Annotated in this window: 22 protein-coding genes; 17 read left to right on the top strand and 5 right to left on the bottom strand. The window is 51.8% G+C overall.

From position 1 onward, the window contains the following. Positions 1 to 337: 337 nt before the first annotated feature. The 10 genes from ACQKDS_RS06905 to ACQKDS_RS06950 all read left to right on the top strand — a co-directional run bounded on the left by ACQKDS_RS06905 (position 338) and on the right by ACQKDS_RS06950 (position 9,543). Positions 338 to 880 carry a fimbrial protein gene (locus tag ACQKDS_RS06905; RefSeq protein ID WP_399667747.1) on the top strand — a complete coding sequence of 181 codons (543 nt, stop codon included), beginning with the start codon at positions 338 to 340 and terminating at the stop codon, positions 878 to 880. A gap of 212 nt (positions 881 to 1,092) precedes the next feature. After that, positions 1,093 to 1,524 (top strand): fimbrial protein, encoded by a 432-nt coding sequence (locus ACQKDS_RS06910; RefSeq protein WP_399667750.1) that lies wholly within the window; start codon positions 1,093 to 1,095, stop codon positions 1,522 to 1,524. A 51-nt stretch (positions 1,525 to 1,575) separates the two neighbouring features. Further along, complete coding sequence (locus tag ACQKDS_RS06915; RefSeq protein ID WP_399667753.1) at positions 1,576 to 4,092, top strand: outer membrane usher protein; 2,517 nt, start codon at positions 1,576 to 1,578, stop codon at positions 4,090 to 4,092. A 129-nt stretch (positions 4,093 to 4,221) separates the two neighbouring features. Further along, a complete protein-coding gene (locus ACQKDS_RS06920) occupies positions 4,222 to 4,959 on the top strand; it encodes a fimbria/pilus periplasmic chaperone (RefSeq protein WP_399667968.1) in 738 nt (245 codons plus the stop codon). A gap of 105 nt (positions 4,960 to 5,064) precedes the next feature. Continuing rightward, on the top strand, positions 5,065 to 5,670 hold the full coding sequence (locus ACQKDS_RS06925) for a fimbrial protein (protein WP_399667971.1): 606 nt from the start codon (positions 5,065 to 5,067) through the stop codon (positions 5,668 to 5,670). Positions 5,671 to 5,690: 20 nt separating this feature from the next. Then, positions 5,691 to 6,179: a fimbrial protein gene (locus ACQKDS_RS06930; RefSeq protein ID WP_399667756.1), complete on the top strand. Its 489-nt coding sequence runs from the start codon at positions 5,691 to 5,693 to the stop codon at positions 6,177 to 6,179. Between the two features lie 12 nt (positions 6,180 to 6,191). Beyond that, the gene (locus ACQKDS_RS06935) at positions 6,192 to 6,692 is read left to right on the top strand and encodes a fimbrial protein (RefSeq protein WP_399667759.1); all 501 of its coding nucleotides are present in this window, start codon (positions 6,192 to 6,194) and stop codon (positions 6,690 to 6,692) included. A 34-nt stretch (positions 6,693 to 6,726) separates the two neighbouring features. Then, the gene (locus ACQKDS_RS06940) at positions 6,727 to 7,266 is read left to right on the top strand and encodes a fimbrial protein (protein WP_399667974.1); all 540 of its coding nucleotides are present in this window, start codon (positions 6,727 to 6,729) and stop codon (positions 7,264 to 7,266) included. A 363-nt stretch (positions 7,267 to 7,629) separates the two neighbouring features. Beyond that, complete coding sequence (locus ACQKDS_RS06945) at positions 7,630 to 8,463, top strand: hypothetical protein (RefSeq protein WP_399667762.1); 834 nt, start codon at positions 7,630 to 7,632, stop codon at positions 8,461 to 8,463. Positions 8,464 to 8,712: 249 nt separating this feature from the next. Further along, positions 8,713 to 9,543, top strand: a complete 831-nt coding sequence (locus ACQKDS_RS06950; RefSeq protein ID WP_399667765.1) for a hypothetical protein — start codon at positions 8,713 to 8,715, stop codon at positions 9,541 to 9,543. 168 nt (positions 9,544 to 9,711) lie between these two features. Here ACQKDS_RS06950 and rarD read toward each other — a convergent pair whose 3' ends face one another. Together rarD and ACQKDS_RS06960 are read right to left on the bottom strand one after the other, a co-directional pair. Continuing rightward, positions 9,712 to 10,599 (bottom strand): EamA family transporter RarD, encoded by an 888-nt coding sequence (rarD, locus tag ACQKDS_RS06955; RefSeq protein ID WP_399667768.1) that lies wholly within the window; start codon positions 10,597 to 10,599, stop codon positions 9,712 to 9,714. 64 nt (positions 10,600 to 10,663) lie between these two features. Continuing rightward, the gene (locus tag ACQKDS_RS06960; RefSeq protein WP_399667770.1) at positions 10,664 to 11,134 is read right to left on the bottom strand and encodes a thioesterase family protein; all 471 of its coding nucleotides are present in this window, start codon (positions 11,132 to 11,134) and stop codon (positions 10,664 to 10,666) included. A 203-nt stretch (positions 11,135 to 11,337) separates the two neighbouring features. Here ACQKDS_RS06960 and pldA point away from each other — a divergent pair, with 203 nt between their 5' ends. The 4 genes from pldA (at position 11,338) to yigL (ending at position 16,091) form a co-directional block, all read left to right on the top strand. Continuing rightward, on the top strand, positions 11,338 to 12,216 hold the full coding sequence (gene pldA, locus ACQKDS_RS06965) for a phospholipase A (RefSeq protein ID WP_399667773.1): 879 nt from the start codon (positions 11,338 to 11,340) through the stop codon (positions 12,214 to 12,216). A 57-nt stretch (positions 12,217 to 12,273) separates the two neighbouring features. Further along, a complete protein-coding gene (gene recQ, locus ACQKDS_RS06970; protein ID WP_399667776.1) occupies positions 12,274 to 14,106 on the top strand; it encodes an ATP-dependent DNA helicase RecQ in 1,833 nt (610 codons plus the stop codon). Between the two features lie 135 nt (positions 14,107 to 14,241). Further along, positions 14,242 to 15,279, top strand: coding sequence for a lysophospholipase L2 (gene pldB / locus ACQKDS_RS06975; protein ID WP_399667779.1), 1,038 nt, complete (start codon positions 14,242 to 14,244; stop codon positions 15,277 to 15,279). Positions 15,280 to 15,290: 11 nt separating this feature from the next. Continuing rightward, positions 15,291 to 16,091 carry a sugar/pyridoxal phosphate phosphatase YigL gene (gene yigL / locus ACQKDS_RS06980; protein ID WP_399667781.1) on the top strand — a complete coding sequence of 267 codons (801 nt, stop codon included), beginning with the start codon at positions 15,291 to 15,293 and terminating at the stop codon, positions 16,089 to 16,091. 48 nt (positions 16,092 to 16,139) lie between these two features. Here yigL and glpQ read toward each other — a convergent pair whose 3' ends face one another. Continuing rightward, positions 16,140 to 17,219: a glycerophosphodiester phosphodiesterase gene (gene glpQ / locus ACQKDS_RS06985; RefSeq protein WP_399667784.1), complete on the bottom strand. Its 1,080-nt coding sequence runs from the start codon at positions 17,217 to 17,219 to the stop codon at positions 16,140 to 16,142. 216 nt (positions 17,220 to 17,435) lie between these two features. After that, entirely contained in the window at positions 17,436 to 18,788 is a 1,353-nt protein-coding gene (glpT, locus tag ACQKDS_RS06990) for a glycerol-3-phosphate transporter (protein WP_399667787.1), read from the bottom strand. 357 nt (positions 18,789 to 19,145) lie between these two features. On the opposite strand from glpT, the gene glpA reads away from it, so the two are divergent. Genes glpA through glpC form a run of 3 tightly spaced genes read left to right on the top strand, consistent with a single transcriptional unit; the run spans position 19,146 to position 23,249 of the window. Next, complete coding sequence (gene glpA / locus ACQKDS_RS06995; protein ID WP_399667790.1) at positions 19,146 to 20,795, top strand: anaerobic glycerol-3-phosphate dehydrogenase subunit A; 1,650 nt, start codon at positions 19,146 to 19,148, stop codon at positions 20,793 to 20,795. Then, positions 20,785 to 22,053 carry a glycerol-3-phosphate dehydrogenase subunit GlpB gene (glpB, locus tag ACQKDS_RS07000; protein WP_399667793.1) on the top strand — a complete coding sequence of 423 codons (1,269 nt, stop codon included), beginning with the start codon at positions 20,785 to 20,787 and terminating at the stop codon, positions 22,051 to 22,053. The genes glpA and glpB overlap by 11 nt, the downstream gene beginning before the upstream one ends. Continuing rightward, the gene (gene glpC / locus ACQKDS_RS07005) at positions 22,050 to 23,249 is read left to right on the top strand and encodes an anaerobic glycerol-3-phosphate dehydrogenase subunit GlpC (RefSeq protein ID WP_399667795.1); all 1,200 of its coding nucleotides are present in this window, start codon (positions 22,050 to 22,052) and stop codon (positions 23,247 to 23,249) included. The genes glpB and glpC overlap by 4 nt, the downstream gene beginning before the upstream one ends. A 103-nt stretch (positions 23,250 to 23,352) precedes the next feature. Here glpC and ACQKDS_RS07010 read toward each other — a convergent pair whose 3' ends face one another. Then, a complete protein-coding gene (locus ACQKDS_RS07010) occupies positions 23,353 to 23,916 on the bottom strand; it encodes a DcrB family lipoprotein (RefSeq protein WP_399667797.1) in 564 nt (187 codons plus the stop codon). Between the last annotated feature and the right edge of the window lie 3 nt (positions 23,917 to 23,919).

Raw genomic sequence — 23,919 nt, forward strand, 5'->3', positions numbered from 1 at the left:
TTATCGTATTTGATTGCGGAGAAATGATTGAATAAAAGTTGATATAAATTGATTATGAATTTTCTTTGCTACTCACTAAGATTGAACCAACTTTTAGCGGGGCATAAAGCAGATAGCATTTAGACAGCGTAAAGTTAATGACATGCGTTACTAAGTGAGTGGTTAAGTGTTATCTGAAACATATCATTCTTATAGTCTGGATAATGATAGTCAGACACGCTAATAAGATAATCCCAAATGAATATCTGGGGTGTGACGTTGATTTTTAGTACGCCATTCTATGTCAAGCAAGGATGGGTTTTAGTTATATATTTTAATTAATAAAGGAATGTAAAGAATGAAACTGAACAAGTTTATGATTGCCGCAGTAGCTTTGGGTTTTGCTTCTATCGCCAATGCAGCACCAGCAGTAGATCAAGGTCATGGTAAAATCACTTTCACTGGCTCTATCATTGATGCGCCATGTTCAATTGCCCCTGAGTCTATCGACCAGACCGTTGAATTGGGACAGATTTCTAAAGCTGCACTGCAAAATGGTGGTCAATCTACGCCAAAGAACTTCTCGATCAAACTGGAAGGTTGTTCATTTGGTGACCCGGCTACCAAGAATAAGGTACAGATAGCCTTTACCGGTATGGAATCTATGGCAGCGAATGGTTTACTGGGTATTTATGGTAATGCTATGGGTGCCAGTGTAGCGATTACTGATGCAAGCGGCTCGCTGATCACATTTGATGGCGTACCAGGCAATATTCAGCCGTTGCAGGGTCAGAATAATAGCCTGAACTTTGCAGCTTACCTGCAAGGTGATGGTGATACGGTAGAGGTTGTTGAAGGTGACTTCCAGGCGGTAGCTGACTTCACGCTGTCGTATAGCTAAGCCATTATTTCCACCTTTATTTTAAATATTAGTATGTTTGTGCATGCGGGATCCCCGCATGCCTTTTCAAACTATCTTCAAAGGAATAAAGGAAAATGCGAGTCAATAATAGAATATTGAGCGTAGTTCCCTGCTTATTTTCTTGCCTATTCTCCTCAATTGTTTTTTCTGCTAATGCTACTGGTGGGTTAGAGGGATGGGGTCGAGTAAACATGGAGGGAAGTATTATTGATACAGCCTGCGCTATTGCAGTTGACAGTCGTGAGCAAAGTATTGATATGGGGAGTATACCTGTGGCTGATATTGTTCGCGATGGTCAAGGGAAAAACAGATTTTTTTCTATTGATCTTATTGACTGTGTACTCACCCGCCCAGGGAAAGAGGGGGGGAAACAGTTTCAAGTGACCTTTGACGGTGATAGCGATGGGGGATTGTTTGGTATTCACGGAGATGCTTCAGGTATTGGGCTACAAATTTCTGATGATTTAGGGAATATCGTATCTCCTGGAAAGTCTTTACCGTCTGTCGATATTACTCCCGGCGATATGCGATTGAATTACTCGCTGAAATTGGTGGCTAATGATCACACTGTAAAATCTGGCAGTTATTTTTCTTCGATACGTTTCAAGTTGGATTATTTCTGAATATCCCGCTCATTGGACTGGTAGCGGTTATTAAAATAAAAAGGTAAGGATATGGGATTGTCACCAACAGGAAAACTGGTTCGACGCCAAGCGATAGGATTGTGCATATCACTGGCATTGGGCACATCGATGGTGGTCTACGCGGCAGATGACATTCAGTTCAATATGGATGTGCTGGATGTTAACGACCGGAAGAATATCGATCTGAGCCAGTTTTCCCGTGGTGGTTATATCATGCCTGGCACCTACGATATGGTTGTGCACGTCAACAAAAATGAATTGCCGGAGCAACCGATCCCGTTTTATGCACCAGAGGATGATCCTAAAGGTAGCCGTGCCTGTATCAGCAAGGTTTTGGTGAATGAGTTGGGATTCAAAGCTGGAGTGCTAAAGGATCTGACCTGGTGGCATGGTGGTGAGTGTTTGGATGAGAAGAGTGTGCAGGGTGTGACGTTGCGGGGCGACTTAGCGACCAACGCCCTGTACGTGAATATTCCACAAGCCTTTTTGGAATACATTGACGAAAACTGGGATCCGCCATCGCGCTGGGACGAAGGTATACCTGGTCTGTTGTTTGACTACAACATTAATGCTCGTAGCCAGAAAGAGTTAGAGCACGGGACACATGGTTATAACCTGAGTGGCAATGGTTCCACCGGTGTCAACCTCGGGGCTTGGCGATTACGTGCAGATTGGCAGGCTACCTTTGATCATCAGTCCGGTAGCGGGCAGTCAGACCGCAAAGAGCTCAAATGGAACCGGTATTACCTCTATCGGGCCGTGCCATTGCTGCGTTCTAAGCTGACGATGGGAGAGAGTTATCTCGACTCAGGGATGTTCGATGGCTTTCGCTTCACCGGAGCGAGTTTGATTTCGGACGACAATATGTTGCCCCCTAACCTGCGTGGGTATGCGCCGGAGGTGGTGGGGCTGGCGAAGACCAATGCCAAAGTGGTCATCAGCCAGCAGGGGCGAGTACTGTACGAGACAACCGTTGCGTCGGGCCCCTTTCGGATTCAGGACATTAATGACGCAATCAGTGGTGAGTTGAACGTACGGGTTGAAGAGCAAGATGGCAGCGTGCAGGAGTTTGTGGTGAATACGGCGAGTATCCCATACCTGACTCGGCCGGGCTCGGTACGCTTCAAGCTGGCGGCGGGGAAACCGTCGGACTGGCAGCACCACTCGCAGGGGCCGTTATTTGGTACCGGTGAGTTCTCTTGGGGGGTGAGTAACGGTTGGTCACTGTACGGTGGTGCGCTTGCGGGGGGAGATTATAACGCTCTGTCGCTCGGCATTGGACGTGACCTGATGATGTTTGGTGCATTGTCATTTGACGCTACGCAGTCGCGGGCGCGGTTGCCACACCAAGACGGCACGCTCAGTGGTGGCTCCTATCGTCTGAGTTATTCGAAGGATTTCGACGAGTATGACAGTCAGGTGACGTTTGCCGGCTACCGCTTCTCGGAGCAGGACTTCATGAGTATGACGGAGTACTTGGATGCGCGTAATGATGGTGTCAGATCGGGGAGTGGCAAGGAGATGTATACCATCACCGTCAATAAACACTTCCGTGACTGGGGGCTGAGCAGTTACCTCAACTACAGCCACGAAACTTATTGGGATCGGCCGGCCAACGACCGTTACAACCTGACAATGTCGCGCTATTTCAGTGTGGGCCGATTTCGTAATGTGAGTCTGTCATTGTCGGCGTACCGCAATAAATATAACGGTACTACAGACGATGGGGCTTACCTGTCGCTGTCGATGCCGTGGGGGAACAACTCGACGGTGAGTTACAACACTACGGTAAACCGCAACGACACTAACCACCGGGTGGGATATTACGATCGGATTGATGCTCACAACAATTACCAATTGAATGCCGGTAGCTCACGTAAGGGCGTTAACGTGAGTGGGTATTACAACCACGAAGGTGACACGGCGCGAGTGAGCGCGAATGCCAGTTATCAACAAGGGCGCTATAGCGCTTTCGGGATGTCAATGCAGGGCGGAATGACGATGACCGCAGAAGGCGGGGCTTTGCACCGCTCTGGGGTAATGGGAGGAACCCGCATGCTGATTGATACTCAAGGTGTGCCAGACGTACCGGTACGCGGTTATGGGCGCAGTAGCCGCACTAATGCGTGGGGTAAGGCGGTAATAGGCGATGTCAACAGCTACTACCGTAATAAGGCAAATATCGATCTGAACCAACTGGGCGATAACGCGGAAGCGGTCAAATCGGTGGTACAGGCGACGCTGACTGAAGGCGCGATTGGTTATCGTAAGTTTGAAGTGATTGCGGGCGCTAAGGCGATGGCGGTTATCAAACTGGCCGATGGCAGCGAGCCTCCGTTTGGCGCGATGGTGGTGAATATGCGCAAACAGGATACGGGTCTTGTCAACGATGGCGGCAGTGTTTACCTAAGCGGTATCAAAGCTGGCGAGACCATGACGGTACATTGGGGGGGGACTGCGCAGTGCGAGATCAGGATGCCGGCGCAGCTGCCTGAGAATATGTTGATGAATACGTTGTTGCTACCTTGTCATCCGATCAAGGCGTGATGGTAAAAACTTTGCTATTGAGTGCTGGGAAAGCATTTGGTTTTAATTAACAACATTTGAAGGCCAGAGGCCAGGAAATAAACGATGCACAAAGAGATATCGCAAACGAAGACCCTTTCACTCTGTGGCATGCGAACACCGGCGCTGGTGGCGGTTGCTTTATTGGGGGCATTGTTGGTTCAGCAGGCTCAGGCTGCTATTGCGCTCGATCGGACGCGTGTAGTCTTTGACGGTAGCCAGAAGTCAGTAAGTCTGAATATCAGCAACCAAAATAAGCAGTTACCGTATCTGGCACAGGGTTGGATGGAAGACGAAAGGGGTAATAAAATTCAGAGCCCGTTTGCCGTGCTACCGCCAGTGCAACGCATCGAACCGGGCAAGCCAAGTCAGGTGAAAATTCAAGCGTTACCGGTCGTCAAACAACTTAAGCAGGATCGCGAAACCGTTTATTACTTCAACCTGCGTGAAATTCTGCCGAAGAGCAGTAAGCCGAATGCGTTGCAGATAGCACTACAGACGCGCATTAAGCTGTTCTATCGTCCTGCGGGAATCGCAATGGACAAGAATGCTCCGCCACCGCAGGAACAGATCACACTGACGAAGCAGGGGGATAAATATATTGTTAATAACCCGACGCCGTATTACGTCACCTTTGTGGATGCGAGCAACAAGCAGGATGGTCCAGGCGTTAAGGGCTTTGAGCCGATGATGGTTCCGCCGAAGGACAGTCTGTCGCTATCGGTGAGCGCGTCCAGCGTGGGGAATAGCCCGGTACTGACCTATGTAAACGACTACGGCGGCCGGCCGACACTGAGCTTCAGTTGCAACGGTAGTAGCTGCACGGTAGTGCCGAAGAAGAAGGCGTAACCGGATAAGCACAGTCGGACTTTCGCAAGGCGAAGGGAAAAGGGGAGAGGCATGACACGCGAAACGGATGGCCGTGGACAGGGTCAAGGTAGTACGAGTGAGTTGATGCACGTTGGCTCATGTGGAAGACGCTCGTTGATAGCATCGTTGACGCTCTTGACTATGTTGTGGCTGTTGCCAAATGCACAGGCAGCGGTAGATGGCTGGGAAGTCGAGGGGGCTAATGGCACTTTATATGTATATGGTGCATTAACGGAGAGTGCCTGCAGATTGGAAATGAGCAGTGCCCGTCAAGAGATCGCATTAGGTGAGATAGGGACAGGCCGTTTGCTATCCGTCGGTGCTCGTGGTGAACCCGTGCAATTCGAGCTGCGTTTGGTAGATTGCCTGCGTAGGTCGGCCGGTAGCCGTGATGAACGGACTGGCAGTCTGACTTGGGCTAATAATCAACCTGCGATGACAATGCGTTTCAACTCCGCTCGTGACGCGAACAATCCTCAATTGGTGCAGGTAGCGGGCGCTTCTGGCGTGGGGTTACGGATGCTTACCGTACAGGGTGACGACGTGCAATTGGGCAGCAGAGGAAAACCCGTGTTGCTGACTCCGGGGCAAAACTCGCTCACTTATACTGTCGTACCGGAGCGTACTTCGGCCAATCTGGTGGCGGGTCGTTACCGGGCCGTGGTGGATTTTCATCTGAGCTATGACTGAGACGGATCATGAAGGGAATAATGCGAGACCGGAAGGCAGCGGGTCTGTTGTGTGGGCTGTTAGCCGTATTGCCGCAAATAGCGGTGGGGGCTAACGTCGCGACGGTCGAGGTGAAGGTAAATGTATTGGCCGCGCCTCCCTGTACGATCAACGATAACAAAGTCATTGCGGTGGAGTTCGGCGAGGTGATGACGACACGTGTGGACGGTAAAAACTACCGTATACCCGTGGACTACACCATGTCTTGCACTGCGGGTTCCCCTAATGCACTGAAATTGCAGATACAGGGTACGGCGGCTCCGTTCGACAGCACAGTGTTGCAAACAAATAAGGCTGGACTGGGTATTGAACTGCAACAGGGCAGTACTAAGCTGGCGATTAATCACTGGCTGAATTTTACCTATCCAGACAGACCTGAGCTGTGGGCTATTCCAGTGAAGCAGGACGGGATCGCTTTGACCGGTGGCGAGTTTACGGCAGGCGCAATACTGAAAGTAGATTACCAGTAACGGAAGCTCACTATGACCATGACGATGAAAGCCTTGTTACTGTTCTGCGGCCTGATTGGCTTTACCTCTTTGGCATCAGCAATAGATGGCGAGGGGGATATGACATTTCGCGGAACATTGATAGAGCCGTTACCGTGCACCATCAATGACAATAATCAACTAGATGTAGACTTTGGTGAACGAGTAGGTATCAACAAGGTAAACGGAGTGAACTACCGCCAGATGTTAAACTACCAAATCATCTGTGGAGATGATGGTAGGAGCAGTTGGGTACTGACTTTGAGTCTGGATGGCAGCAGTGCCGCTTTTGATAAAGATGCATTGATGACTGACAAGGCTAACTTGGGGATCAGGATCTACCAGAATGACATACCGTTTACGCCAAACAGCACTTTGAAGATCGATGGTTCTAATCCGCCACGCTTGGAGGCAGTACCGGTAAAAAATGCGGGGACGACGCTAACCGAGGGAAGTTTCGAGGCTTGGGCGACGCTGCGAGCAGACTACCAATAAGGAACCCAAGATGAAACGTAGGATAGAGCAGTATATGGGTCGGGTAGTGAGAAAAGGGGTGTGTTTTCTCTGGTTTGCCCTGTTACCCGTCAGCGCGGTGTTGGCCGCAGGTGAAAACAACCTCCATCTATACGGAGCATTGGTGGCGGAGCCGTGTGTTATACCGCCAGGTGAAGAGAGCATCGAACTGGATTTTGGCACGGTTATCGATAAATACCTGTATCTGAATACCCGCACGCTGGGCCAACCTTTTAGTCTCCATCTGACAGAATGTGATTTGAGCCTGGGGAAAACAGTGAAAATCACCTTTATTGGTACGGAAAGTTTGGCGTTACCGGGACTGTTGGCTGTTGACGTCGGTGCCGGTGCCAGCGGGATAGCGATAGGTTTAGAAACGCAGCAAGCCAAACCGATACGAATCAATCAGGCGAGCGATAATTATATGCTGCAGGATGGGGATAATCGTATTGCATTGAAGGCCTATGTACAGGGGGAACCGGACGCTATCACCAAACAGAATATTGAGCGGGGATCGTTTAATGCAACCGCGACGTTCCTACTTGAGTACGAATAGCGCCATTATTGCCTATTTAGATATTTTTATTATCTCAACCAAATGCGGTTGTATTTTAACAAGGTGATAAGCAACTTCCCAAATTTTGAATTGAGAGCACAGCGTGAGGAAAATCTTATTGGCCGAAGTGATTATGTTTTTTGCCGGCCAAGGGATGAGCGTGGGTGAACTGGATAGCGTCCGAAAATAAATCATCGGTGCGTACGCATGTTTTTTAAGCAGAGCAGGCACTGTTGAAAACGGCAGCAGATGCGATGAACCGATGGTAGCGATGGAAAATAACCATTTAACCACGACGAGATAGAAAGCATTTGTCATGAAATATTGGCCTATACGAATTGAAATTTAATAACAGGTACCACCATGCAATTTAAAACAGCAATTGCAGTTTTCCTATTTTTCGTATCCAGTTTCTGTTGGGGGGGGCGTTGGCCCGCCCTCTCAGACTTAATGATCTTGTCATGCAAAAATACGACATGTGACAGGGGGGTAGAGTATCTTCCTGGCCCCGTCGTATTCACTGATATCGCTAGTAGCTATGTCAGTCAGGCTTTAACCACGGAAATTATCCCGTACGGTATTCACTGTCTTTATGGTTCGTTAGATTCCTTCTTTGCGCAGTGTAAATGGTACAATGACACTGCGCACAAGCCACAATTACTTGGCAAATGCCAGACGACGACAGCCGAAGGATGGGAGCTTACACCGGATTCGGGATGTGAGGTATCCGCCAACTCGTATGGTGTGCATAACGGGGCTAAACCGGGGGGCGAATGCGTCGTATTTGGTAAAAGACAGGCTGCGAGCGAGAGCTTTATATTGTCAATCGATACGCCTTGGGGTTTCTTATCGGCAGATACCGTTGCTAATAGCGGTCGTACCTATTGTATCAAAGCGGAGTCTCCCCCTTCCTTACAATGTAATATCGATACAACGTCAGCCATTATTGACCACGGAACGATAACGAATAACAGTGTTGACGAACGTCAGATCACCGCTAATCTTCGCTGCGGGGTTAATCCCACGGTGAGAGTGTTCGGCCCATCGACCATTAAGTTAGGGGAAGGAGTAACATCAGAGATTACCGTAACCCGCGTTAATGATACCCAAGCTAACATTGTGTCTACGTTACGAACTGTTAATGCTGAAGCTGGAGACTATCAGGGATCCTTTGTCGTTGTCATCTCACCTAATTAAGGGGCGATTGCTAGGGTTGCTGAATATGTTACCGGAACGTGTCGAGAGTTTGTATTTGTCGTTATTGCCTTTTTGAATTTCTGCATAACATATTGTGTGCAAGCCAGACATTGGGAAAAGTTGAAGGTAGAAGCTAATTTACGGCTTGGTGAAAAGAGGGGGAAATTATCATTTGGTAGGAATCAACTCAGTGAGGGCGTGTGGTTATATGTTCACTCATGTATTCAAAATTAAACAACAGGCTCATCTATGCAATTTAAAACCGTAATTGCGGTATCGTTACTTTTTATATCCAATCTCTGCTGGGGTGTGCGGTGGCCGGCTCTTTCTGATCTGATGGTTTTGTCTTGTGAAGGTGTCAACTGCACCACAAGAGTTAAGTATCTTCCTGGACCTGTTGTGTTCACCGAAATTGATGCCCCCATGAGCTCTAATGTTCCAAGTACAAAAATTGTACCGTATGGGATGCATTGTAATGAGGGCACGATGGCTACCGGGTTCCGCCGCTGTAATTGGATAGACGATGACGTCCACCGGCCAGTATTGGTAGGGAAATGTGAAGTGACGGACGGTTACGGTTGGGAGCTTACCCCGGACTCAGGGTGTGAGGTGTCCACTAACTCGTATGGACTCCATAATGGGGCAGGACCCGGAGGCGAGTGTGTCGTATTTGGAAAAAAAACGATAGTTAATACAACAGGGAGCTATCTTGAAACGCCTTGGGGAGCATTGAATGCTGAGGTTGTCGCAAATAGTGGGCGCACTTACTGTGTTAAAGCAGATAGCCCTCCTCCTTTAGGTTGTCATATTACTCTCTCCTCACCCACGATTGACCACGGAGCGATAACGAATAACAGTGAAGATATACGTCAAATCACGGCCTCTCTGCGCTGCGGGGTGAATCCCAAGGTTAAAGTGTTCGGCCCTTCGCTCATTAAACTGGGTAACGGGGTAACGACAGAAATTACAGTAACTCGTGTGAGCGATAGCGAAGCTAGCATTGTGTCTACGTTGCGGACGATTAATGCTGACCCCGGGGCCTATCAAAGCTCGTTTGTTGTTGTCGTATCACCCAATTGAGCAATGCCGATCAAGGCGCGCCTTAGGGATGGGGCGCGGGCACGAGCTATACCGCCTATCCGAGCCACTTTCCTTTTACTTTGACCGACAGTGGTTAAAGCCAAGCGGTTCGCGAAGTAGTGGCGACATTATTCATTTAGAAACACCACTACTTCCGACTAAGAATCGCTAACGGAGTTTACGTTGGGTATATAAGGCATCAAGGGTAAACAATATTAATGCCGCCCAGATAAAGCCGAAGGTGACCAGCTTGTCCTGACCGATAGTTTCGTCGTAGAACGTCACCGCCAGCAGGAACATCAGCGTTGGGCCAAGATACTGGAAGAAGCCTAATGTTGACAGGCGTAGTCGGGTGGCCGCTGCGGTGAAGAACAACAGTGGCACGGTGGTTACGATACCCGCCGCGACCAGCAGCAAATTGAGCGACCAAGGGTTGGCGCTAAGATGGCTGGTGGCGCTGTCGGCGATAAAGAACAGATAAATAGCCGCAACCGGTAACAGCCACAGCGTCTCGATCAGCATGCCGGTTTGGGCATCGATAGCCATCTTCTTGCGCAATAGACCATAGAACGCGAAGCTGAACGCCAGCCCTAACGCGATAATCGGCAATGAACCGAACTGCCACAACTGCACTAACACCCCGGTAAATGCCAGTACCACCGCGATCCATTGCATGCGGCGGAAACGTTCACCGAGAAACAGCATCCCCAACAGCACATTCACTAATGGGTTGATGAAATAGCCCAGGCTGGCTTCCAGCATGTGATGATTGTTCACTGCCCAGATAAATAACAGCCAATTACCGCCAATCGTCAGTGCCGTCACCGCTAACAGCAGCAGACGTTTGCGATCCTTACAGGCAGCGCGCACCTTGCGCCAGTTATGCCCGAGCGAGATGAGCGCCAACATAAAGAAGAACGACCAAATTACCCGATGGGTAAGAATTTCGTCGGCCGGAACTTGCTGAACCAATTTGAAATACGCGGGTGCGATACCCCAAATGAAATAAGCGGCTAAAGCAAAAAAAATGCCTTGCCGCGTCTGCTGTGCGTCCATGACGATACTCTGATGGAAAAGTGGAAGATGCGATGAGTGTACTGAACTCACTCATCGCGCACAATCACCCCACCAGATAGGTTGCGGTGGCGCTGGCGATGTGTAGGCCGTCGTGGTTATGCAGTTCAACACGCGCCACGGCCACTTTATTACCGCTCCGCAGGACACTGGCCGAAGCAATAAAATGTTCACCCCTGCCAGGGCGTAAATAGTCCACTCGCAGATCGATGGTTCCCATGCGTGACAGGCGTGTCGTCAGCGCTTCCTCAATCAAGGTTTCTTGGCGCATGAGCACGCTACCGACACAGGCCAAGCCGGCGGCAACGTCCAATACTGAGGCAATCACACCACCATGCAGAATTTTCTGAGCGGCATTGCCCACCAACTTGGCTTGATTCGTGAAGGTGAGTTCCACGTAGTCATCTTCAAAACGCCGCAACTCCAATCCCAGTTCACGATTGAATGGCATATGATAAACAAAAATTTCGCCAATCTTTTGGCGTGCAGCTTCTATTGTGAGAGGTGTAGTCGACATAGCGTTGATTCTTCTCGTTGGTTTTATGGCGTAAGGTACTGGTCAGTCCAGGTTAATTATTTGTTGATTTTATGCTTAATTTTTGTTTCTTTCCAGGCTAATCCGATAAAAGCATTCTGGGCTGCTGCAAAAGGGGCTTTGTGTGTAAAATGGCCTGTTTTTGATTTAAGGTCTGTTTTTATTTTGTTGGGGTGATGAGAGCTATGCGCATTCTGTCAGGGGTTATTGGGGCGATGCTGTTGGTGCCGGCGTTGGCACAGGCTGAAGAAGCCAAAGAACAAGAAATACATGATAAACCGGCAGTGCGCGGCAGCATTATTGCTAACATGCTGCAATCCCACGATAATCCGTTCACGCTGTATCCGTATGATACCAATTATCTGTTGTACACCTACACCAGCGATCTGAATAAAGAAGCGATCAATAGCTATAACTGGTCGGATAATGCGCGCAAAGACGAAGTAAAGTATCAGCTCAGTCTGGCGTTTCCGCTGTGGCGTGGCATTGCCGGTGAAAACTCGGTGTTGGGGGCGTCTTATACACAGCGTTCATGGTGGCAATTTTCCAACAGCGGCGAGTCCTCCCCCTTCCGTGAAACCAATTATGAACCGCAAATCTTTTTGGGGTGGGCTACCGATTATCGCTTCGGCGGTTGGACGCTGCGTGATGTTGAGGTGGGCTTGAATCACCAATCAAACGGCCGGGCGGAACCGACCTCACGCAGTTGGAACCGTGCGTATGCACGGCTGATGGCGCAAAATGGTAACTGGCAGGTGGATATCAAGCCGTGGCTGCGTTTCTCAGAGAGTGCCAACAGCGATGATAACCCGGATATCACCAAATACATGGGCTATTACCGCTTGAAGGTGGGCTTCGCTTGGGGCGACAGTATCTTTAGCGTTAATGGCCACTATAACTGGAACAGTGGTTTCGGCGGTGCCGAACTGGGCTGGAGTTATCCGATCACCAAACACGTCCGCTTCTATACCCAAGTGTTTAGCGGCTACGGCGAATCACTGATCGATTACAACTTCCGGCAGACACGGGTTGGCGTTGGTGTCATGCTTAACGATATTATGTAGTCAGGCAGTCTTATTCGCGGCGTATTGATGCGCCGTTGCATCAAAATGGGGAAGTGTGTGTCGACCGCAGCAGTGATAAATAGAGCGTTGCTAGCAGAACAGGTGTTGCGCGACACCTTTGGCTATCAGCAATTCCGACCGGGGCAACAAACGATCATCAATGCCGCTATCGGCGGGCAAGATTGCCTGGTGGTGATGCCGACCGGTGGCGGTAAATCGTTGTGCTACCAAATCCCTGCGCTAGTCATGGATGGCCTGACGCTGGTGGTTTCCCCATTAATCTCACTGATGAAAGATCAGGTCGATCAGTTGCTGGCTTACGGCGTTTCCGCCGCGTGTTACAACTCCAGCCAAACGCGTGAGCAACAGCTTGAGGTGATGGCTGGTTGTCGCAGCGGTAAGGTAAAGCTGCTGTATATCGCGCCGGAACGGCTGATGATGGACAGCTTTCTCGATCTACTCGATCACTGCCAGCCTGCGTTGCTGGCGGTTGATGAAGCGCACTGTATTTCACAATGGGGGCATGATTTCCGCCCGGAATACCGTGCACTTGGCCAACTGAAGCAACGCTTCCCCGCGATGCCGGTGATAGCGTTAACCGCGACCGCCGATGAAGCCACCCGTGGCGACATTACTCGTCTGCTGGCGCTGCACGATCCGCTGATTCAGGTCAGCAGTTTTGACCGGCCGAACATTCGCTACACGCTGGTGGAGAAGTTCAAACCGCTCGATCAGCTGTGGCGTTTTGTGCAGGATCAGCGCGGTAAGAGCGGCATTATCTACTGCAATAGCCGCGCCAAGGTGGAAGATACCTGTGCGCGTTTGCAAAGCCGAGGGTTGAGCGTGGCGGCTTATCACGCCGGGCTGGATAACGAGCGGCGTGCGCAGGTGCAGGAAGCCTTTCAACGCGACGACCTGCAAGTGGTGGTAGCCACGGTGGCGTTCGGGATGGGGATCAACAAGCCTAACGTACGCTTTGTGGTGCATTTTGATATTCCGCGCAACATCGAATCTTATTATCAGGAAACCGGCCGAGCGGGGCGAGATGGCCTGCCTGCCGAAGCCATCTTGTTATACGACCCCGCAGATATGGCCTGGTTACGTCGTTGCCTGGAAGAAAAACCGGCCGGCCAACAACTCGACATTGAACGCCATAAGCTGAACGCCATGAGTGCGTTTGCCGAGGCCCAGACCTGCCGCCGTTTAGTCTTACTCAACTATTTTGGCGAAGGAAAGCAGCAGGCCTGTGGTAACTGTGATATTTGCCTCGACCCACCCAAACGTTACGACGGTCTGGAAGATGCGCGTAAAGCGCTGTCGGCGATAGGTCGCGTTGGTCAGCGTTTCGGTATTGGTTACGTGGTTGAAGTGTTGCGCGGTGCGAATAACCAACGTATCCGCGAGTTTGGTCACGATAAGTTGCCGGTATACGGTATTGGCCGCGATCACACCACGGAACATTGGACCAGCGTGCTGCGGCAGCTGATTCATTTGGGTTTTATCACCCAGAACATTGCTATGCATTCCGCGTTGCAATTGACCGAAGCGGCGCGGCCGGTGTTACGCGGTGAGGTGCCTCTGCAGTTGGCGGTGCCGCGTATTCAGAGCCTGAAAGCGCGTGGCGGCAGTAACCAGAAAACCTACGGCGGTAATTACGACCGCAAACTGTTCGCCAAATTGCGCAAGTTACGTAAGTCTATCGCGGATGAAGAAAATATCCCGCCCTATGTGGTATTTAACGACACAACACTGTTGGAAATGGCTGAGCAGATGCCGATCAAGGCCAGTGAACTACTCAGTGTCAACGGCGTCGGGCAGCGTAAATTGGAGCGTTTTGGCGCGCCGTTTATGGCGATGATCCGCGACCATATTGATAATGATGACGAATAGACATCGCAAATGATGTGGTGACAGCGGAAGTACACGGCGATTGCGCCACTTTTGTAAGAAATTTATCGCAATACGCGCGTATGATTTTGGTGATAAAGGGCACTTTTTTCCGTGATGGACTAAGGAAAACAATCAATGACGTCGTTTACACTCAACCTTAATGAATGGTTAACGCGCGAAACGCGGTTTGCGGCATTTGCGACCGGACCATTGTTGGATTTTTGGCGACAACGTCAGGAAGGTGAGTTCAGCGGCGTTGATGGTGTGCCGATTCGTTTTGTATGCTTTCGTTCCCCACAGCATCAGCGGGTGGTGGTGATAAGCCCGGGCCGCATAGAAAGTTACGTGAAATATCCAGAAGTTGCCTACGATCTGTTTCGTTGTGGCTACGATGTGCTGATCCTAGATCATCGTGGACAAGGGCGTTCTGGGCGTCTGCTCGCCGATACGCACCGTGGTCATGTGATAAACTTTGCAGATTACGTCGACGATTTTAGCCAGTTTTACCAGCAGGAAGTCGAGCCGCGGGGTTATCGACAGCGTTTTGCTTTGGCACATTCGATGGGCGGCGCCATTCTGGCGCATTTTTTGGCGCGTCAGCCGCAGGCGTTTGATGCGGTTGCGCTGTGTGCGCCGATGTTCGGGATATTTCTACCGATGCCAGGTTGGTTGGCGAACGCCATCCTGAATTGGGCGGAGAAACGACCGAAGGTGCGTGATTACTATGCAGTGGGAACCGGCCAGTGGCGGCCGTTGCCGTTCATGGTCAACCGGTTAACCCACAGCCGCGAGCGTTATCGTCGCACGATACGCAGTTACGCCGACTACCCTGAGCTGAGGGTTGGTGGGCCAACTTATCACTGGGTGCGGGAAAGTCTTCACGCGGGGCAACAAGTCATTGCCGACGCGGCGACGATCGCCACGCCTATTTTATTATTGCAGGCCAGTGAGGATCGGGTTATCGACAACCGGGCTCATCAGGCTTTTTGTCAGGCACTGTCCGCTGCGGGGAACCCGTGTGAAGGGGGAGAACCGCAGATAATCAAAGGCGCCCGCCATGAGATCCTGTTTGAGCGGGACGCGATGCGCGCCGAAGCATTGAACGCAATCCTGCGCTTCTTTGCTCAACATTTAGGTGGTGACGCTACCGCCGACCACACCATTAGAGGTTAGAACATATCGCTATGTATCACGTCGTTGCTTCCGATTTAGATGGCACGCTGCTATCTCCCGACCATACGCTGTCGCCTTACGCGAAAGAAACACTCCAATTGTTGACTCAGCGTGGTATTCACTTTGTTTTTGCCACCGGCCGCCACCATATTGATGTTTCGCAGATCCGCGACAACCTCGACATCAGCGCGTTTATGATCACCTCCAACGGTGCGCGGGTGCATAACACCGATGGCGAATTAATTTTTAGTCATAATCTGGACAGCGATATCGCGCGTGATTTATACGGCATAAAATTTAACGATCCGCACATCACCACCAACGTTTATCGTAACGACGACTGGTTTATCGATCGTGAAAGCCCGGAGCAGAAAGAATTTTTCCGCGAGTCCGTATTTAAATATCAGCTGTTTGAGCCGGGTATGTTGGACACCGATGGCGTGTGTAAGGTGTACTTTACCTGCGACGACCATGAAAAACTGTTGTCGCTGGAAGAGGCTATCAACGCGCATTGGGGTGACCGCGTCAACGTCAGCTTCTCATTCCCAACCTGCCTGGAAGTCATGGCGGGTGGCGTGTCCAAGGGCCATGCGTTGGAAGAGGTGGCGAAAATAATGGGCTATTCGCTGAAAGAATGCATCGCATTCGGCGACGGGATGAACGATCTGGAAATGCTGTCGATGGCCGGTAAGGGCTGCATCATGCGTGATGCGCACCAACGCCTGAAAGATAAACTTCCACAACGTGAAGTGATTGGTTCCAATATCGACGACGCTGTGCCGCACTATTTGCGCCAGATGTTTTTATCCTGAAATCGATGACAAAGTAATAGGGGCGAACGGGTTCGCCCCTGACGTTTTTTATTGATGCTGCCCCTGTTTTTGCAGGAATTGCACGCCCTTATCCGGGAAGTCGGTGAACACGCCGTCTACGCCAGCCTGGTTGTAAATCACGTCATAGAGTTGATTGACATCGGTCACGTAGGTTGGCAATGCATCTGCGCGGATGGTATAGGGATGTACCGCCATTTTATTGGCATGCGCGTCTTTTACCATCTCGGTCAATACAATGTGGTTTGGCTTAGATTTATCGGCATCGACCAGCATGTGATAGTCAGGGCCGATACCGTCAGCATATTGGGCGATTTGCTTCATGGCGCCCGGTTTGAACATCCAATCATAGTCATAGTTCACCCACTTGCCGTCGGCTTTTTGCTCGTAGGTTTCGTTCCAGTCGGTGTAGGCAATCAACTGAACCAATTTCAGGTTCATACCCAGCTTAGGTTGTAACTCGTTTTTGATGCGCTTGAGTTCATTGGCATCAAAGCACTGCAAATAAACGTTGTCGTTCTTGCCGGTGTAACCGTATTGCTTCAGCACCGCCAGCACTTTGCTGGAGATGTCTTTGCCTTCCTGCTGATGGAACCACGGTGCTTTAATTTCTGGATAAATGCCGATGTTCTTGCCTGTGGAGTGATTCAGGCCTTGCACAAACTCAATTTCTTCCTGAAAGGTGTGTACGCGGAAGTCAGATTTCCCCATTGGGAAACGCCCCGGATAGCTCTGTACTTGCTTGCCGTCTTTAATATCAAACCCTTCGCTGAACTTTAACGATTTGATTTCCGCCAAGGTAAAGTCGATCGCGTAGTAACGGCCATCTTTACGCGCCCGGTTAGGGAAACGTTCGGCAACGTCGGTCACGCGATCGAGATAGTGATCGTGCAATACCACTAACTCGTCATCTTTGGTCATCACCAGATCTTGCTCTAGAAAATCAGCACCCTGAGCATAAGCCATGGCCTTGGTGGGCAATGAGTGTTCCGGCAGATAGCCGCTGGCACCACGGTGAGCAATGACCACTTTATTGGCGGCCTGCGCGATGCTGGTGAGTGAGGAGGCTAAAATAATGCCGGCCAGCAGGGCTTTGACATGAGTTCGCATAGTTTTCTCCATGAGGGAGCGGGGAATAAAAAGGCCGCAAAGCGGCCTTTCAGACCGCTGACAAAGTCTGTTATTAGGGAAAGCGTACCGAAGGGGTCGTAGCGGCTTGCCGCCGGAGCACCCCTTGGTGCGCTAAGCCCGGGTATCTCGGGTTCAAAGGCAACGTTGTCATCAACTTCAAAGGCCGCATAGCGGCCTGCGTCAGTTTTGCGCGGATTAACCGCGTTTGGCGGCGATTTCCGCGTGGTGTTTCTTCTCGCTGATCATGGTCAGCAGCAGCAGGATAACGGCGCCGATGCTGCCGCCAATCATCACCATGAAGCCACCGTCCCAACCGAAGAAGTCCACGGTGTAACCCACAACGGCGCTGGCCGCGACTGAACCGCCCAGGTAACCGAACAGGCCGGTAAAGCCAGCGGCGGTGCCAGCAGCTTTCTTCGGTGCCAGTTCCAGCGCGTGCAAGCCGATCAGCATCACCGGGCCGTAGATCAAGAAACCGATGGTGATCATACAGGCCATATCAATACCGGGGTTGCCGACCGGGTTTAGCCAATAAACGATGGTAGCGATGGTAACCAGCGTCATGAAGAATACGCCGGTGGCGCCACGGTTGCCTTTGAACACTTTATCCGACATCCAACCGCACAGCAGCGTACCCGGGATACCCGCGTATTCGTACAGGAAGTAAGCCCAAGAGGATTTATCCAGTGCGAAGTGTTTCACTTCTTTCAGGTAGGTCGGTGACCAGTCGAGAATGCCGTAACGCAGCAGGTAAACAAACACGTTAGCGACGGCGATGTACCACAGCAGTTTATTCGGCAGAATATATTGCATGAAGATCTGTTTAGCGGTCAGTTCTTCTTCTGCTTTTTCTGAATAGTCATCCGGATAGTCGTTTTTATACTCTTCGATCGGCGGTAAACCACAGGATTGTGGGGTATCGCGCATCAGAGCGAAGGCTATCAGCGCCACCAGAATGGCACCGAAAGCGGGCATGTACAGCGCCGCATGCCAGTCGTTGAACCAAGCCATACCCAGCAAGAACAGTAACGGAGGCAAACCGCCGCCGACGTTATGAGCACAGTTCCATATCGAAACGATACCGCCACGCTCTTTTTGCGACCACCAGTGCACCATGGTGCGCCCGCACGGTGGCCAACCCATCCCCTGGAACCAGCCGCATAGGAATAACAGTACGAACATCACGGCGATGCTAGAGGTTGCCCACGGCACGAAACCCATGAACAGCATGACGGCGGCGGCCAGAATCAGGCCCGCAGGCAAAAATACCCGGGGGTTGGAACGGTCAGAAACCGAACCCATGATAAATTTCGAAAATCCATAGGCGATGGATATGCCCGACAGCGCGAAACCCAGATCGCCACGGCTAAAACCTTGGTCGATCAGATAAGGCATCGCCAGCGTGAAGTTTTTACGGACCAGATAGTAAGCGGCGTAGCCGAAGAAAATCCCCATAAAAATTTGCCAGCGCAATTTCCGGTAGAGCGGATCTACCTTATCGAGCGGCACACGGGAAGTGTGTGCAGCTGGCTTAAAAATACTCAACATGAGCGCCTCCGATGGCTTTATCAGTATTACATCCTCAGAGGATCAGTCTCTGGTGATGATTGTGCGGATATCGATGTGTCGTTTTTTGTTCCATAACGAGCGCCATGCTAGTCAAAACCCCTGGTTGGCTGTGTGATGCATCGCGCATTTGTTACACTTTTATGAAACTGCGGCGAATTTTGAGCGATTCGTTAACGTTATGAAATAGAGAAAGGCAAAAAAGTCGTGATATTGATCACAATCATGGTTTTTTATGGACATTTTTCTTTCGTTTTAGGTTCGTTATTGTTCCTTATCAAACAAAAACCGCACTAACTGTGGCTCAATTCCTCCATAATCAGCGATTTTGGGGGTGTGATGAGCAACAATTCACCGGCTAACGAAACGGATGTGATCATTATTGGCGGTGGGGCGACCGGCGCGGGCATTGCCCGTGACTGCGCGCGTCGTGGTCTACGTTGCATTTTGCTGGAGCGACACGATATTGCTACCGGTGCGACGGGGCGCAACCACGGTTTACTGCACAGCGGCGCGCGTTATGCGGTGACGGATAGCGAATCGGCACGGGAATGTATTGAGGAGAACCGCATTCTCAAGCGCATCGCTCACCACTGTATTGAGCGCAGTGACGGCCTGTTCATCACGTTGCCACAGGATTCGTTCGACTATCAGCAACAGTTTATTGCCGCATGCCAGCGGGCGGGGATTGACGCCGAGGCTATCGATCCGCAGCAGGCTTTACGGCTAGAACCCGCCGCTAACCCGGCGTTGATTGGCGCGGTGAGAGTCCCGGATGGCACCGTCGATCCCTTCCGCCTGACGGCGGCCAATATGTTGGATGCGCGCGAACATGGTGCGCAGATTCTGACCTACCACCAGGTCATCGGTTTGCTGAGGAATGGCGATCGCGTCAGGGGCGTGCGCGTTTACGACCATCAGAGCGGCCAGCAGTACGAGATTCACGCTGAGGTGGTGGTCAATGCGGCCGGTATTTGGGGCCAGCAAATCGCGGAATATGCCGACTTACGTATCCGTATGTTCCCGGCGAAGGGGGCATTGTTGATCTTGGGGCATCGCATCAACAACATGGTGATCAATCGCTGCCGCAAGCCCGCGGATGCCGACATTTTAGTGCCGGGCGATACCATTTCGCTGATTGGCACCACCTCAACGCACATCGATTATGACCAGATTGACGACATGCGGGTGACGCCGCAGGAAGTGGATATTCTGATCCGCGAGGGGTCACTGTTGGCACCGTCACTGGCACAAACCCGTATCTTGCGAGCCTATGCCGGGGTGCGGCCGTTGGTCGCCAGCGATGACGATCCATCAGGCCGTAACGTGAGCCGCGGCATTGTATTGCTCGATCACGCCGCGCGTGACGGACTGGAAGGGTTTATTACCATAACCGGTGGCAAACTGATGACCTACCGGCTGATGGCGCAATGGGCGACGGACAACGTATGCGAAAAGTTAGGTATCGACAGCCCTTGTACCACCGCGCAGGAAGCGCTGCCCGGCTCACGTCAGTCGGCCGAGGAAACCGCGCGCAGCGTGGTGTCATTGCCCGCCAGCATTCGTGGCTCGGCGATTTACCGGCATGGCGACCGCGCGAGCCAGGTGCCTGCTGGCGATCGGTTGGATAACAGTCTGGTCTGCGAGTGTGAAGCGGTCACGGCCGGTGAAGTGCGTTACGCGGTCAATTCATTGACGGTGAATAATTTGGTCGACCTGCGGCGTCGCACTCGGGTTGGGATGGGCACCTGTCAGGGCGAGCTGTGCGCCTGCCGCGCGGCCGGGTTGCTGAGCCGCTTTAACGTCACCACGCCGCAGCAATCCATCAGCCAGCTTTCCCATTTTCTTAATGAACGCTGGAAAGGCGTGCGCCCCATAGCCTGGGGAGATGCACTGCGCGAAAGCGAATTTACCAGTTGGGTTTATCAAGGGCTATGCGGTTTAGACGATCGTGGCGATCGCGCACAGGAGGCAGACGATGCAATTTGATGTAGTGATCATCGGCGCAGGATTAGCCGGTTTAAGCTGCGCCGTTCGGTTGGCCGAATTGGGCAAGCGTTGCGCCGTGGTCAGTTCAGGCCAAAGTGCGCTGTATTTTTCGTCGGGATCGTTAGATTTGCTGTCGCATTTACCGGACGGTTCGCCGGTTGCCGCGCCGTTAGACGCCTTGACGACGCTGGCACAACAGGCACCGCAGCATCCGTACAGTTTGATGGGGGCAACGCAGGTTGCCATGTTGGCGGGGGAAGCTGAACAACTGTTGCAACGTTGCGGTCTGCCGTTACAAGGCGACCGCCGCAACAATCATCTGCGTATCACCCCGCTGGGCACACGCCGTGCCACCTGGCTTAGCCCGCAGGCGATTCCTACCACGCCGCTTGGCGGCGCGTTACCGTGGCATAAGATTGCGGTAATCGGTATCGAAGGTTTTCTCGACTTTCAGCCGCAGATGGCAGCCAGTTCGCTGGAACAGCAGGGCGTTAGCGCGACGGTGGGGTATTTACACCTGCCAGCCTTGGATCGGTTGCGTAATAATCCTAGCGAATTCCGTGCGGTGAATATCGCCCGAGTGTTGGATTTACCGGCACAGGCGGCGGCATTGGCTGATGAGCTACAGCGGCTGGCTGGGGACGCGCAGGCTATTTTCCTGCCGGCCTGTTTAGGGTTGGAAGACGATCGGCCGTTGGCTATGTTGCAGCAGGCACTGGGCAAACCGGTTTGTCTACTGCCGACTTTGCCGCCCTCGGTGCTGGGCATGCGTTTGCATCAGGCTCTGCGCCAACGCTTACAGCAGCTTGGCGGCGTATTGATGCCGGGTGACCGTGTGCTGCGCGCCGAGATTACCGAGCGGCGCGTTACCGCCCTGTTTACGCGTAACCATACCGATATTCCGCTGCGAGCGCCGCAGGTGGTGTTAGCCAGCGGCAGTTTCTTCAGTAACGGGTTGGTGGCTGAGTTCGACTGCATACGCGAACCGGTATTTGGTCTGGACGTCTTTAGCCAGGCCGACCGTGCCGATTGGAGCCACCGCGATCTGTTTGCGCCGCAGCCTTATTTGCAATTTGGCGTGCGTACCACGGCGCAGTTGCGTGCGATGCGTCAGGGGGAGGCGTTGGAAAACCTTTATGCGATTGGCGCGGTGGCGGGGGGTTATGATCCGTTGCAGCAAGGCTGTGGCGCAGGCGTGTCATTGTTAAGTGCGCTGTATGTCGCGCAGCACATCGCCGAGCAGGGAGAATCTGCATGAGCCTGTTAAAAGACAACAGTTTTGAGAATTGCATCAAATGCACCGTCTGTACCACGTATTGCCCGGTGGCGAAGGTAAACCCATTGTACCCGGGGCCGAAGCAGGCGGGGCCTGACGGTGAGCGGTTGCGGTTGAAAGATCCGGCGTTGTATGACGAGGCGTTGAAATACTGTACTAACTGTAAACGGTGTGAAGTTGCGTGCCCGTCCGAGGTAAAAATCGGCGATATTATCCAGCGCGCCCGTGCCAGCTTCAGCCAAAGTAAGCCGACGCTGCGTGATGCTATTCTCAGCCATACCGACATCATGGGATCGCTGTCGTCGCCCTTTGCCCCGATCGTCAACGTCACCACCGGTTTAAAGCCGGTACGTAAATTGTTAGATAAAGCGTTAAAAATCGACCATCGTCGGGCATTACCTAAATATTCGTTCGGTACATTCCGCCGCTGGTATCGCCAACAGGCACAGCAGCAGGCACGCTTTACGCAACAGGTGGCGTTTTTCCACGGGTGTTTTGTTAATTACAACCATCCGCAGTTAGGAAAGGATTTAATCAAGGTTTTCAACGCGATGAATATCGGCGTACAACTGCTGAAACGCGAAAAATGCTGTGGCGTACCGCTGATTGCCAATGGTTTTATCGAACAGGCGAAAAAGCAGGCGAAGGTGAATGCAGCATCATTACACCATACCGTACTGGAGCAGGGCATTCCGGTGGTCGCCACCTCTTCAAGCTGCACGTTTACCTTACGCGATGAGTATCCACATCTGCTGGAGATCGACACCTCAGCGGTACGCGAGCGGGTTGAACTGGCGACGCGTTATCTTTACCGCTTGCTGAGCGAGGGGCGTAAGCTACCGTTGAAACACACGCCGTTGCGCGTGGCTTACCATACGCCGTGCCACATGGAGAAAATGGGGTGGACGGCCTACACCCTGGAATTATTACGACAGATTCCCGGTGTCGAGCTGGTGGTGTTGGAGTCGCAATGCTGCGGTATTGCCGGTACTTATGGATTTAAGTCAGAGAACTATGAAACGTCGCAAGGGATTGGCGAGTCGTTGTTTCGCCAGATTGAGCAAAGTGGAGTGGATGTCGTGGTAACCGACTGTGAAACCTGTAAATGGCAAATTGAGATGTCGACCAGCAAGCGTTGTGAGCATCCGATCACATTGCTGGCACAGGCGCTGCAATAAACCGACTCTTGGCGCCGTGGTTGTCGTTGGGGCCGAACGGTTCGGCCCCTATGTTGATCGAAGTGTCATGCCGCAGGGCGTTACCGCGGCCGCCACTTGATAATTATGGCTTTAGCTTCAGAGTGTTAATGATACTTTCTGATTCACTTTGTGCTTGTTGTTGGTTATCGGCAGGCAGTGTCACTTGAAGGGTGAGCAGATGATTATCTAGCGTCCCGATCAGCACCGAAGAATAGGCTTTTTGGCCACCGCTGGTGATAATGCTGTCTAGCTGACGCAGCGGGATACCGTCCACCTCGATAGCTTTGTTGGTTACCACTTGCAGGTTGGCATCGCGTGAGCGTTGTTTTTCTTCCAGGCGCGCCGTCAGCGTTTCCGGGCTGTCCGCCGTTTTATCACCCAGAATCACGATCACCGCCCGCTGGCCGGTGGTATCGGCATAAACATGCATGTTATTGGCTTGATTGCCCAATTTACCGCTCTGATCGACCATGCCGCTCGGCAGAGTAAATGCCAGTTTACCGTCCAGTAAATTGACCTGTTGTCCAGCGGCGGTGTGAGTGGCCGCGTCGTCGGTTGGGGCATGAGTATCTTGAGCATCGCCGTCACAAGCGGCCAGGCCGAGGACTAACAGGCTGATACCCATCAATTTTGCTACTTTACGCATTGG

It is taken from the genome of Serratia sp. NPDC078593 (assembly GCF_050268245.1).
Taxonomy (GTDB): Bacteria; Pseudomonadota; Gammaproteobacteria; order Enterobacterales; family Enterobacteriaceae; genus JBNNGK01.